Here is a 12,673-nt window from a genome sequence, read left to right as displayed (position 1 = left end):
TTACGCGGCGACGTCAGCGCTCTCTTCTTCAATCTTAAGCAGCCAGCCGGTGACCGCTTCCCAGTACTGCTGCTCTTTTTCCAGGTCCAGCAGGACCAGCGCGTTCTGGCTGAACCAGTCGTGCGGGAAGCTCAGCGTCCAGTGATGGTCGTCGGTTTTAAGCTTCAGCGTGGGCGGTGTGGTTGTCGCCTGACGCTGGTTATTGAGCAATACGCCAAGGCGCAGGAGCTGAATAAGCGGCAGGAACTGTTTTTTCTTGAACAGCGTAAAGCGCGGCAGGTCGTCGAGCTTGATGGCTTTGCGGTGATAACGCACCAGGGTCGCCATCATGGTTTGCTGCTCCTGGTTGAAGCCAGGCAGATCGCTGTTTTGCAGAATATAGGCCGAATGGCGGTGCATCCCGCTGTGGTTGATGTTCAGCCCCACCTCGTGCAGCATCGCGGCCCATTTCAACAGCGCGGCAAGCTGCGGGTGCGCGAGCTTCGGATTCTGCTCCTGCCACTGTTCGTACATCTGTACCGTGGTGTCCAGCACGCGTTTCGCCTGCTCGCGGTCGATGTTGTACTGGTTAGCCAGGCTTTGTGCGGTGCGGCTGCGAATATCCTGATGGCGGAAGCGGCCTTCCATCTCATACAGCACACCTTCGCGCAGCGCGCCGTCGGAAAGGCGCAGCTCTTTAATGGCGAGGGCATCAAACACGCCGCACAGGATGGCCAGCCCCGGAACGAAGACCACCTTACGCTCGTCGGAAAGCCCCGGCAGGCTTAAGGCGTCAAAACTTTTATGCTTCAGCACCTCTTCGGTCAGCAATGTCAGGCGTTCGGGCGTGATAAACCCGTCTTTTTCACCCATCGCCAGCAGCACTTCATGCGCCGCTTTGATGGTACCTGACGCGCCCAGCGCCACGTTCCAGCCCTGGATACGGTACTGCCAGGCCAGGTTTTCCAGCTTCTGGACGGCCGCCATCCGCGCACGCTGGAAGTTCTCGCGGGTGATGCTACCGCCCGGGAAATACATCTGTGCGAAGCTGACGCATCCCATACGGCGGCTTTCCACCAGGCGCGGCTCAAAGTCTTCGCCGATCACAAGCTCCGTAGAACCGCCGCCGATGTCGATAACCAGCTTGCGCCCTTTTTCCGGCTGGGTGTGCTCGACGCCCATGAAGATCAGACGCGCTTCCTCGTTGCCGGAGATGATCTCAATCGGGTAGGGGATCACCTTTTCGGCCCGCTTGAGAAACTCAGGGGCATTCAGGGCCTGGCGCAGGGTGTGGGTGCCCACGATGCACACGCTGGAGGGCGAGAAGCCCTGCAGGCGCTCAGCAAACAGCGACAGGCAGTTTAACCCGCGCTCCATTGCCTCTTCGCTGAGCATGCTGCGTTCATCAAGACCATCCGCCAGGTGTACGCGCTGCTTCAGACGACCGATGATCTGCAACGCGCCATCCACCTCACGGGCGATGACCATGTGGAAACTGTTAGAGCCAAGATCGACCGCGGCGAATTCCTGCGGGCGTGGGGTCTTATCATTTATCGGCATAGGTTAATCGGGTTGCTCGAGTGATTTGATATAGTCGTAAATCGCCAGTTGCGACCGCACTTTACGGCGGTTGCCGCGCGGCACATAGCGGTTACTGAGTTCTTTGTCGATATAGCGTGCTTTCACGGTATCGCTGAACAGAATCTCGATGATGTCGAGGATCTGCTGCTTCAGACGCGGATCCAGCAGCGGTGCCGCGACTTCAATACGGTAGTCAATATTGCGCGTCATCCAGTCTGCCGAAGAGAGATAGACCTGTTTATCACCCGCATTATCGAAAATATAGACCCGATCGTGCTCCAGGTAGCGGTCAACAATGCTGATCACGCGAATATTGTCGCTGATGCCTTCCAGTTCCGGGATCAGCGAGCACATGCCGCGGATCAGAAGATTAACCGGTACGCCGGAGCTGGACGCCGCATACAGCCTGTCCACCAGCCCTTTATCGACAAGGTTGTTAAGCTTCAGCGTGATGCCGGACGACAGCCCTTTCTGGGCATTGGCGATCTCTTTATCGATCATATCGTACAGCAGGCGGCGCGAGTTCTGCGGCGAGACCAGCAGATAGTCAAAGCTCACCGGACGGTACGGGTTTTCGATAAAGTTAAAGACCCGGCGCACTTCGTTAGTAATGCGGGCGTCGGCGGTTAAGAGCGAGTAGTCGGTATAAATTCGCGCCGTTTTCTCGTTAAAGTTCCCGGTACCGATGTGGGCATAGCGCACCACATCGTCACCCTCTTTACGGGAAATCAGGAACAGCTTGGCGTGAATTTTCAGCCCCGGCGCGGAGAAGATGACGTGCACACCGGCTTCCGTCAGACGGCGCGCCCAGTGAATGTTGGCCTCTTCGTCGAAGCGCGCCTGCAGCTCAACCACCACGGTGACTTTTTTGGCGTTGTGCGCCGCATGGATCATCGCGTCGATGATGCGGGAATCTTTTGCCACGCGGTAGATGTTGATTTTGATCGCCAGCACGCTCGGATCGAACGAGGCCTGACGCAGCAGTTCGAGCACGTGCTCAAACGTGTGATACGGATAGTAGAGCAGGACATCGCGTTCGCGGATGGCGTCGAATCCGTTGCGGAATTTATCGAACCACAGATGGCGCAGGCGCGGCAGCGGCTTGTTCACCAGATTGGCTTTGCCGACGTTCGGGAAGCCAATAAAGTCTTTAAAGTTGTGGTAACGACCGCCCGGCACGATGGAGTCATAGCGCGAAATGGTCAGTTTATCGCGCAGCATCTCCACCATGGCGTCCGGCATATCGCGCTGATAGACGAAGCGCACCGGTTCAGCCGTCAGGCGCTGTTTCAGGCTGGATGACATCAGCTCCATCAGGCTGGCTTCCATCTCGTGCACCAGGTCATATTCGGCGTCACGAGTCATTTTCATCGAGTAGGCGTTTAACGCATCGTAATCGAAGAAGCCTTTGAAGATGTCGTCCAGACAGTAGCGCAGGATGTTATCCAGCAGGATCATTGGTTTGCGTCTGCGCGGGGTTTCCGGCGGCAGGTTCACAAAGCGCGGCACCTTGTCGGATGGGATCTCCAGCAGCGCGTAACGGATAGATTCACCGCGAATAATTTCCACCGCAAGGTAGGTGTAGTCATCTTTCAAAAACTGCACCAGATCGGTTTCGCGGTTGATCAGAATGGGGGTAATGTGCTGGCGCAGATAGTGTTTGAAGTAGTGGCGCAGCCAGTTTTGTTGGTTAACGGAAAGCTGGCGTTCGTTAATCAGGAAGATTTGATTGCGCGCCATCTCCAGCAGCAGTTCGTTATACAGGCCGTCAAATTCCTGATCGGCTTTCAGCACGCGGGACTGGATTTTGCCCAGCAGATGCCGCGAGTGCGAGTTTAAGCCCTGTTCTTCGCTGATGATGATGCGTCTTTTCAGCTCGGCAAAGCGAACCTTGTAGAACTCATCCAGGTTGTTCGAATAAATACCCAAAAAACGCATGCGCTCGATCAGCGGGTTACTTTTGTCTGCCGCTTCCTGGAGTACACGTTCGTTGAATGCTAACCAGCTTAGCTCTTTCTCGATATATAACTTTTCCTGACCCATTACAGCTCACACTCCAGTTCAATCACAGGACGTGGTAAATCCGTCTCGTCCTTATTATGGCGAGCATTTCCACGATATGTCCAACAGTGCCAGAAAAGTATGACAGTTATTTTTTTTGTTGGGGAATTTAGAGGGTTGGGGAGGGGACATTCGGGTAATGCATCAGGCAGGTCGGGTAAGCGCAGAAGCGCCACCCGACATAACAAACTACTCTTCGGCCGCATAACCCTGCGGGGGTAACTTCACGCCGTCCAGCCAGGCTGCACCGTCGCGCATCTCGAGACGCCCGTCGACAAACCAGCTGACCACCAGCGGGTAAATGGCGTGTTCCTGGGTCTGCACGCGTTCGGTCACGTCTTCTTCGCTGTCGCCGTCAAAGACCGGAACTTTCGCCTGCAGGATCACCGGACCGCCGTCCAGCTCGTCGGTAACGAAATGCACGGAGGTACCGTGCTCCTCATCGCCGTTTTCCAGAACCTGACGATGGGTATGCAGGCCGGGATATTTTGGCAGCAGGGAAGGGTGGATATTCAGCAGACGACCGGCGAAGTGTTCGACGAAGGCCGGGCTCAGAATACGCATATAGCCCGCCAGCACGACCACGTCCGGCGCGTAGGCATCAATCTCATGCACCAGCTCGCGGTCAAAGGCTTCACGCCCGGCGAACTGGCTGGCTTCCAGCGCGTGCGCGGGAATGTTCGCTTCCCGCGCGCGCTCAAGGCCGAACGCGTCGGCCTTGTTGCTGAAAACTGCCCGAATGGTGCCATTGATTTTCTTCTGCTTGCAGGCGTCTATGATGGCCTGCAAATTGCTTCCGTTGCCGGAAATGAGCACCACGATGTTTTTCATTCAATGACCACACGCTGTTCGGAATCGGAAGCTTTAATCGTACCGATTTTCCACGCGTTTTCACCTTTTTCAGTCAGCAGCTTAACCGCTTTATCCGCTTCGCTTGCCGGCAGGGCGATAACCATGCCCACGCCGCAGTTAAAGGTGCGGTACATTTCGTGAGAGCTCACGTTGCCTGCGGTCTGCAGCCAGTTAAACACGGCTGGCCACTGCCATGACGATTCGTCGATCACCGCCTGGGTGTTGTCCGGCAGGACGCGCGGGATGTTTTCCCAGAAGCCGCCGCCGGTCAGGTGAGCGATAGCGTGAACGTCGACGTTCTCGATAAGCTCAAGCACGTTTTTCACGTAGATGCGGGTCGGCGCCAGCAGATGGTCAGCCAGCGGTTTACCGTCAAGCTCGGTGGTCAGCGGATCACAGCCGCTCACTTCGAGGATTTTACGCACCAGGGAGTAGCCGTTAGAGTGCGGGCCGCTGGAGGCCAGCGCGATCAGCACATCGCCATCGGCCACTTTGCTGCCATCGATAATTTCTGATTTTTCTACTACGCCGACGCAGAAGCCCGCGACGTCATAATCTTCGCCGTGATACATGCCCGGCATTTCTGCGGTTTCGCCACCGACCAGCGCGCAGCCAGACTGCAGACAGCCTTCGGCGATACCGTTAATCACGCTTGCCGCGGTATCTACGTCCAGTTTGCCGGTCGCGTAGTAATCGAGGAAGAACAGCGGCTCTGCGCCCTGAACCACCAGGTCATTCACGCACATCGCGACCAGATCGATACCGATCGTGTCGTGACGTTTTAAATCCATCGCCAGGCGCAGCTTGGTGCCTACACCGTCAGTACCCGAGACCAGAACAGGTTCACGATATTTTTGCGGCAGCGCGCACAGTGCGCCGAATCCACCCAGACCACCCATCACTTCCGGGCGGCGGGTTTTTTTCACCACACCTTTGATTCGGTCAACCAGCGCATTACCTGCGTCAATATCAACACCGGCATCTTTGTAGCTGAGAGAAGTTTTGTTGGTCACGGCTTAAATCCCCACGCGATTGCATAGCTAGTAAGAAAAATCGGCGCAATTCTAACAGTCCAGGCAAACGTTTGCGAGCCTATTCTGGACGTGGAGATCTTTTTTTCTGTGCACCCCGTGAATGCAGCCAAACTTGACTCTGTTCACGAAAATGAAACCGGTTTCTGAGAACTGCTTGCAACGGTTATTCCCTTTGCACATCATCGAACTGAAACCGGTTTCTGTAATTGTTTTTGCAGAAAATAACGCAGAATGAGGGAAAGCGAATGTCAGGATTTAAAGCAGATTTTCTGTGGGGTGGGGCCGTTGCGGCGCACCAGCTGGAAGGCGGCTGGAAAGAGGGTGGCAAAGGCGTGAGCGTGGCCGATGTCATGACCGCGGGCGCGCACGGCGTGCCGCGTGAAATCACCAATGGCGTGCTGGAGGGGAAAAATTATCCTAACCATGAAGCCATTGATTTCTACCACCGCTATAAAGAAGACATCAGACTCTTTGCCGAGATGGGGTTCAAATGCTTCCGCACCTCTATTGCCTGGACGCGGATCTTCCCGAAAGGTGACGAGCTTGAGCCTAACGAGGCTGGCCTGAAATTCTATGACGATCTGTTCGACGAATGCCTGAAGTACGGCATCGAACCGGTTATCACCCTGTCTCACTTCGAGATGCCTTTCCATCTGGTCACCGAATACGGCGGCTGGCGCAACCGTAAGCTGATCGACTTCTTCGTTCGTTTTGCAAAAGTGGTGTTCCAGCGCTACCAGCATAAGGTGAAGTACTGGATGACCTTCAACGAGATCAACAACCAGGCTAACTTCCACGAAGACTTTGCGCCGTTCACGAACTCCGGGCTGAAGTACGCGCCGGGTGAAGACCGTGAACCGGTGATGTTCCAGGCGGCGCACTATGAGCTGGTGGCCAGCGCCCTGGCGGTGAAGGCGGGGCGCGAGATTAACCCGTCGCTGCAGATTGGCTGCATGATTGCCATGTGTCCTATCTACCCGCTGACCTGTGCGCCGGACGATATGATGATGGCGATGAACGCCATGCATCGCCGCTACTGGTTCACCGACGTACACGTGCGCGGCAAGTACCCGCAGCATCTGCTCAACTACTTCGAACGTCGCGGCTTCGCGCTGGATATAACCGAAGAGGATAAAGCCGCGCTGAAGCAGGGCTGCGTCGATTACATCGGCTTCAGCTACTACATGTCCTTCGCCACCAAGGCGACGGCGGACAACCCGCAGCTGGATTACGACGAAAGCAAGAGCCTGGTCTCTAACCCGTACGTCCAGAAATCCGACTGGGGCTGGCAGATTGACCCGGTCGGGCTGCGCTACTCCCTGAACTGGTTCTGGGATCACTACCAGCTGCCGCTGTTTATCGTTGAGAACGGCTTTGGCGCGATCGACGTGCAGGAGAGCGACGGCACGGTGAACGACCAGTACCGTATTGATTATCTGGCCGCCCACATCCGCGAGATGAAAAAAGCGGTGGTGGAAGATGGCGTGGATCTGATGGGCTACACCCCTTGGGGCTGTATCGACCTGGTGTCTGCCGGCACGGGCGAAATGAAAAAACGCTACGGCTTTATCTTTGTGGATAAAGACAATGAAGGCAACGGCACGCTGAACCGCAGTAAAAAGAAATCGTTCGACTGGTATAAGCAGGTGATTGCGAGCAACGGCGAGAACCTGTAATTGTCGGGTGGCGCTAACGCTTACCCGACCTACACTACACGTAGGCCCGCGTAAGCGCAGCGCCACCGGGCAGAACCCCGCCCCCAGGCCGGAGTCTCGCCTCCGGTTTTTTTGTCTCTAAATCACTTTGCTTGATATACGTCAAGCAACATGGGTATGGCCTAATCCGAAAAAAGCGGTATAATCCCGCGATTTTTTTGCGGACGCCACCTCAGAGGAGAAAGAGAATGAAGATTGTGGAAGTGAAACACCCACTCGTTAAACACAAGTTGGGCCTGATGCGTGAGCATGACATCAGCACGAAGCGTTTTCGCGAACTGGCATCTGAAGTCGGCAGCCTGCTGACCTACGAAGCGACCTCTGATCTGGAAACCGAAAAAGTCACCATCGAAGGCTGGAACGGCCCGGTGCAGGTTGAGCAGATCAAAGGTAAGAAAATTACCGTGGTGCCAATCCTGCGTGCCGGTCTCGGCATGATGGAAGGCGTGCTGGAGCACGTGCCAAGCGCGCGTATCAGCGTGGTGGGTATCTACCGTAACGAAGAGACCCTCGAGCCGGTTCCTTACTTCCAGAAGCTGGTCTCTAACATCGACGAGCGCATGGCGCTGGTGGTTGACCCAATGCTCGCGACCGGTGGCTCTATGATCGCCACCATCGACCTGCTGAAAAACGCGGGCTGCAACAGCATTAAGGTACTGGTACTGGTTGCCGCTCCGGAAGGGATCGCTGCGCTGGAAAAAGCGCACCCGGACGTTGAGCTGTATACCGCCTCTATCGACCAGGGCCTGAACGAGCACGGGTACATCATCCCGGGGCTCGGCGATGCCGGCGATAAGATCTTTGGTACGAAATAATCGAATAACGATAAATAAGCCGACTTTGATAGTCGGCTTTTTTTTGAATAAAACACCAACAATACTACACAGAGGAAAACACTATGACGCGCCGTGCTATCGGGGTGAGTGAAAGACCGCCGCTTTTACAGACTATCCCGCTTAGTTTGCAGCACCTGTTCGCCATGTTTGGCGCAACCGTGCTGGTGCCAATCCTGTTCCACATTAACCCGGCCACCGTGCTGCTGTTCAACGGCATCGGTACGCTGCTGTACCTCTTTATCTGTAAAGGCAAAATCCCGGCGTATCTCGGGTCGAGCTTCGCCTTTATCTCGCCGGTGTTGCTGCTGCTGCCGCTGGGTTATGAAGTCGCGCTGGGCGGCTTTATCATGTGTGGCGTCCTGTTCTGCGTGGTGTCCTTCATTGTGAAGAAAGCCGGTACCGGCTGGCTGGACGTGATGTTCCCCCCTGCGGCGATGGGCGCAATCGTTGCGGTCATCGGTCTTGAGCTGGCGGGCGTCGCGGCGAATATGGCCGGTCTGCTGCCTGCTGACGGTCAGTCACCGGATTCCAAAACCATTATCATCTCGCTGGTAACGCTGGGCGTAACGGTGTTTGGCTCCGTGCTGTTCCGCGGCTTTATGGCGATTATCCCGATCCTGATCGGCGTGCTGGCGGGCTATGCGCTCTCCTTCGCGATGGGCGTGGTGGACACCACCCCGATTGCCGAGGCGCACTGGTTCGCCCTTCCAACCTTCTATACGCCACGCTTTGAATGGTTTGCTATTTTCACCATTCTGCCTGCGGCGCTGGTGGTGATTGCGGAGCACGTCGGCCACCTGGTGGTGACGGCGAACATCGTTAAGCGCGATTTAATCCGCGACCCGGGCCTGCACCGCTCCATGTTTGCGAACGGTTTCTCCACCATCATTTCCGGTTTCTTTGGCTCGACGCCAAACACCACCTACGGTGAGAACATCGGCGTGATGGCGATTACCCGCGTCTACAGTACCTGGGTTATCGGCGGCGCGGCGATTATCGCCATTCTGCTCTCCTGCGTCGGTAAACTGGCGGCAGCGATTCAGATCATTCCGGTGCCGGTAATGGGCGGCGTTTCTCTGCTGCTGTACGGCGTGATCGGCGCCTCCGGTATTCGCGTGCTGATTGAATCCAAAGTGGATTACAGCAAGGCGCAAAACCTGATCCTGACCTCCGTTATCCTGATCATCGGCGTGAGCGGTGCTAAGGTGCACATTGGTGCGGCCGAGCTGAAGGGCATGGCGCTGGCGACCATCGTCGGCGTGGGCCTGAGCCTGATCTTCAAGCTGATCTCGGTGATCCGCCCTGAAGAGGTGGTACTGGACGCGGACGAAAGCGAAAAAGCGTCACATTGATCGAAAAGTCGGGCGAGGGATCGCCCGGTTCTCTCCTTGCAGGTTCCGTGTTAAACTCCTTTCCGATTTTACGTAGGATCTCTGGTTGAGGTATTTCTGAACGGACCGGCACAGCTCTCTCTGCCACTTTATCTCCCTGACGACGAAACTTTCGCGAGTTTCTGGCCGGGTGATAACCCCTCTTTACTGGCTGCACTGCAAAACGTGCTGCGCCAGGATCACAGCGGATACATCTATATCTGGTCACGCGAAGGCGCGGGGCGCAGCCATCTGCTGCATGCCGCCTGCGCGGAGCTTTCAGCGCGCGGTGATGCAGTAGGCTACGTGCCGCTGGATAAGCGTACGTGGTTCGTGCCTGAGGTGCTGGAGGGAATGGAACATCTCTCGCTGGTCTGCATCGATAATATCGAGTGCGTGGCGGGGGACGAGCCGTGGGAAATGGCGATCTTCAACCTCTACAACCGCATCCTGGAGTCGGGCAAAACCCGGCTGCTGATCACCGGCGATCGTCCGCCGAGACAGCTCAATCTGGGGCTGCCGGACCTGGCGTCTCGTCTGGACTGGGGGCAAATCTACAAGCTTCAGCCGCTGTCGGATGAAGATAAGCTTCAGGCGTTACAGCTGCGCGCAAAGCAGCGTGGGTTTGAGCTGCCGGAGGACGTGGGGCGCTTCCTGCTCAAGCGGCTGGATCGCGAAATGCGCACGCTGTTTGACACGCTCGATCAGCTCGATCGCGCCTCCATTACCGCCCAGCGCAAGCTGACCATTCCGTTCGTGAAAGATATTCTTAAGCTTTGAGTTTGTTCGCCCGGTGGCGGCTACGCCTTACCGGGCCTACGAAAACCGTTATTTTCCGTACTTATTGATCATCTCCTCCATTATCAAAATATCGTATTGTAAATGCTCAACCAGAAGTGGAATCGGTCTTCCCGACGCCACGCTCCGTCCGTTTTCGCGCCATAGCGCCGTACCGCTGATGTCCAGATGCGCCCACGGGATTGTCGGCGGGCAAAAGTGGTGCAGCAGCCACGCCGCCGAAGCACTGATTGCTGCATTATTGGTCGGCGTGTTGCACAGATCGGCGATGGTACTCTCGGTCTGCTTTTTCAAGCGGGCATCCAAGGGTAAAGACCACACTTCGTCACTGCTTCTTTTCCCGGCTCGGATGAGAAAATCGCGCATCAACTCATTTTGCGTCATTAAACCACTGAATTCATACCCCAGCGCTTTAACCACTGCACCGGTTAGCGTTGCTATATCAATAATATATTGAGCCTGTGGGTGCCGCTGGCTGGCCCAGGCGATGGCGTCCGCCAGCACCAGTCGGCCTTCGGCATCGGTGTTGTTGATTTCAACCGTGATGCCGTTGCAGGCCGTTGCTACCGTGCCGGGCTGCATGGCGTCCGGGCCGATGGCGTTTTCCGCCAGCGCCAGCACGCCCATGATGCGCACGGGCAGCGCCAGCTCTGCGACGGTGAGCATCAGCCCCAGCACGTTGGCCGCACCGCACATGTCGTATTTCATGGTGTACATGCCCGCGCCTTCCTTCAGCCACAGGCCACCGGTATCGAAGGTAATGCCTTTACCCACATAGCAGCGCACCGGGCCGTCGTTGACGCCGTCATAATGAATAGCCAGCAGGCGCGGCGGACAGGTCGCCCCTTTGCCAACGGCCTGCAGCAGCCCCAGACCCTGCTCAGCAATAGCCTTTTCGTTCAGCACTTCGCAGCGCAGGGCGGGGAAGGCGGCACAGAGCCTTTGCGCCTCTTCCACCACAAACTGCGGCGTGCATCGGTCGGACGGGATATCCGCCAGACGTCGCGCCGCGACCATGCCGTGGGCGATGGCCTGCTGCTGGCGGAAAACACCCTCCAGTTTTGCCTGCTGTTCCGGCAGGCAGAGGGCGGTGATGTTCGCAAGTCGCACCGCCGATTCATCCGTTTTCTTCAGCTTCAGGTCGCTCAGCCTGTGCGCCTGATTAAAGAGAAAACGCAGCACCTGCGCCAGCACCACATCGTCGATAGCAGTAACGTCCAGTATCAGCTCGGGGCTGACGGGCGAGGCCAGCAGCGGGCGCAGCGCCGTCAGCAATCCTTCGGTCAGGCTATCCTGCCAGAGGGCATCCGGCAGCAGGGTGATCCGGGCAAACGGGGCGCAGCCAAAGCGGGTGTCAGCGATGCTGGCAGACTCGCGCATTTCCGCGACAAGCGCCGTTTCGGGAAAATGCGTACAGGAGGCGGACGCAATCAAATGGCTTTGCGGAGCCGCGTCAGAAAGCGCGGTGATAAACTGATACGTAATCATCATGACTCCTCAATCGGCGCGCGGATCCGCGCGGCATAGGCCTGCATCCACTCATCGTCTACGGCGTAATAATGCGTTTTCTCCCGCAGGCGTTCGGTACGAAAAACGGTGAGGGGCTGGCGAGCCGTCGCCACCACAAACGAGAACGTTTTGATGTTGGTGGCGGCCCCGAACTCGCCTCTCTTGTTCATGCACACCACGGAAAGATCGCCCGCGCGGCCAAAGCGCGACATCAGCTTGTCTTCCAGCTCGAACACCACTGAATCCGCCGCCTGCTGCGGCGTCATACCCTGCGCCATTCGGCGGACAATTTCGTAGCTGGTGCAGCCTTTCATCAGATCTTCACCGACGCCCGTGGCGGTGGCGGCGCCGGTTTCACTGTCGCAGTAAAAGCCGGAACCAATAATGGGCGAATCCCCGAGTCGACCACGTTTCTTCATGAACAGGCCGCTGGTGGAGGTGGCGACGCTCATTGACCCTTGTTTATCGAGTCCGATAATGCCGACGGTGTCATGCCCGTCGTAAGGGCTTAAGCCCTTATCCAGCGTCTCGCGGCAGCGCTTGCGGTAGTGCTGCATGGCGCGGTCAGTGAGCATGGTTTTGTCGGCGAAGCCCTGGCTCAGCGCCCATTCCCGCGCGCCCTGGCCGACAAGCAGGCTTGTTGTAGCGCTGGCGGCTTAACGCATGCGCCACGCGCACCGGGTTGGCGATATCCACCAGGTTGCCCACGGCGCCAAACGCCAGCGTATCGCCGTCCATGTAGGCGGCGTCCAGCTCCACCTCGCCATTTTCGGTGGGCAGCCCGCCGTAGCCGACGGATTTATAAAACGGAAAGTCTTCGACGGCGGCGACTGCATCCACCACCGCTGCAGAGACCGGTTTTCCCGCAGCCAGCGCTGACGCAGACTCCGTAACGCCTTCAAGCGCCATTCTCCAGGTCGCGATAATTCCCCACATGC

Annotated in this window: 9 protein-coding genes and 1 pseudogene; 4 read left to right on the top strand and 6 right to left on the bottom strand. The window is 57.0% G+C overall.

The annotated features are described in order from the left end of the window. The 4 genes from ppx to purM form a co-directional block, all read right to left on the bottom strand. Positions 1 to 1,539, bottom strand: a complete 1,539-nt coding sequence (ppx, locus tag SPG90_RS11710) for an exopolyphosphatase (protein ID WP_163354067.1) — start codon at positions 1,537 to 1,539, stop codon at positions 1 to 3. A gap of 3 nt (positions 1,540 to 1,542) precedes the next feature. Next, positions 1,543 to 3,603 carry a polyphosphate kinase 1 gene (ppk1, locus tag SPG90_RS11705; protein WP_109845431.1) on the bottom strand — a complete coding sequence of 687 codons (2,061 nt, stop codon included), beginning with the start codon at positions 3,601 to 3,603 and terminating at the stop codon, positions 1,543 to 1,545. A 207-nt stretch (positions 3,604 to 3,810) separates the two neighbouring features. Beyond that, on the bottom strand, positions 3,811 to 4,452 hold the full coding sequence (gene purN, locus SPG90_RS11700; RefSeq protein ID WP_023308771.1) for a phosphoribosylglycinamide formyltransferase: 642 nt from the start codon (positions 4,450 to 4,452) through the stop codon (positions 3,811 to 3,813). Then, complete coding sequence (purM, locus tag SPG90_RS11695) at positions 4,449 to 5,486, bottom strand: phosphoribosylformylglycinamidine cyclo-ligase (RefSeq protein WP_008501643.1); 1,038 nt, start codon at positions 5,484 to 5,486, stop codon at positions 4,449 to 4,451. The genes purN and purM overlap by 4 nt, the downstream gene beginning before the upstream one ends. A gap of 266 nt (positions 5,487 to 5,752) precedes the next feature. Here purM and SPG90_RS11690 point away from each other — a divergent pair, with 266 nt between their 5' ends. The 4 genes from SPG90_RS11690 to SPG90_RS11675 all read left to right on the top strand — a co-directional run bounded on the left by SPG90_RS11690 (position 5,753) and on the right by SPG90_RS11675 (position 10,208). After that, positions 5,753 to 7,183, top strand: a complete 1,431-nt coding sequence (locus SPG90_RS11690) for a 6-phospho-beta-glucosidase (protein ID WP_039263718.1) — start codon at positions 5,753 to 5,755, stop codon at positions 7,181 to 7,183. Positions 7,184 to 7,410: 227 nt separating this feature from the next. Continuing rightward, positions 7,411 to 8,037 (top strand): uracil phosphoribosyltransferase, encoded by a 627-nt coding sequence (gene upp / locus SPG90_RS11685; protein WP_023308769.1) that lies wholly within the window; start codon positions 7,411 to 7,413, stop codon positions 8,035 to 8,037. Positions 8,038 to 8,120: 83 nt separating this feature from the next. Beyond that, positions 8,121 to 9,410 carry a uracil permease gene (uraA, locus tag SPG90_RS11680; RefSeq protein WP_045399708.1) on the top strand — a complete coding sequence of 430 codons (1,290 nt, stop codon included), beginning with the start codon at positions 8,121 to 8,123 and terminating at the stop codon, positions 9,408 to 9,410. Between the two features lie 96 nt (positions 9,411 to 9,506). Then, positions 9,507 to 10,208 carry a DnaA inactivator Hda gene (locus SPG90_RS11675; protein ID WP_211438414.1) on the top strand — a complete coding sequence of 234 codons (702 nt, stop codon included), beginning with the start codon at positions 9,507 to 9,509 and terminating at the stop codon, positions 10,206 to 10,208. A gap of 48 nt (positions 10,209 to 10,256) precedes the next feature. Here SPG90_RS11675 and SPG90_RS11670 read toward each other — a convergent pair whose 3' ends face one another. Both SPG90_RS11670 and SPG90_RS11665 read right to left on the bottom strand, forming a co-directional pair. Beyond that, entirely contained in the window at positions 10,257 to 11,714 is a 1,458-nt protein-coding gene (locus SPG90_RS11670; protein WP_322408164.1) for a leucyl aminopeptidase family protein, read from the bottom strand. Next, positions 11,714 to 12,671 (bottom strand): annotated as a pseudogene (locus tag SPG90_RS11665) (N(4)-(beta-N-acetylglucosaminyl)-L-asparaginase). Before SPG90_RS11665 ends, SPG90_RS11670 begins: the two are co-directional and overlap by 1 nt. Positions 12,672 to 12,673 lie beyond the last annotated feature (2 nt).

It is taken from the genome of Enterobacter sp. D2, assembly GCF_034427575.1.
GTDB classification, from domain to species: domain Bacteria; phylum Pseudomonadota; class Gammaproteobacteria; order Enterobacterales; family Enterobacteriaceae; genus Enterobacter; species Enterobacter cloacae_M.
The sequence above is the reverse complement of the archived record's forward strand: the minus strand, read 5'-3'. Positions and strand labels throughout refer to the sequence as shown.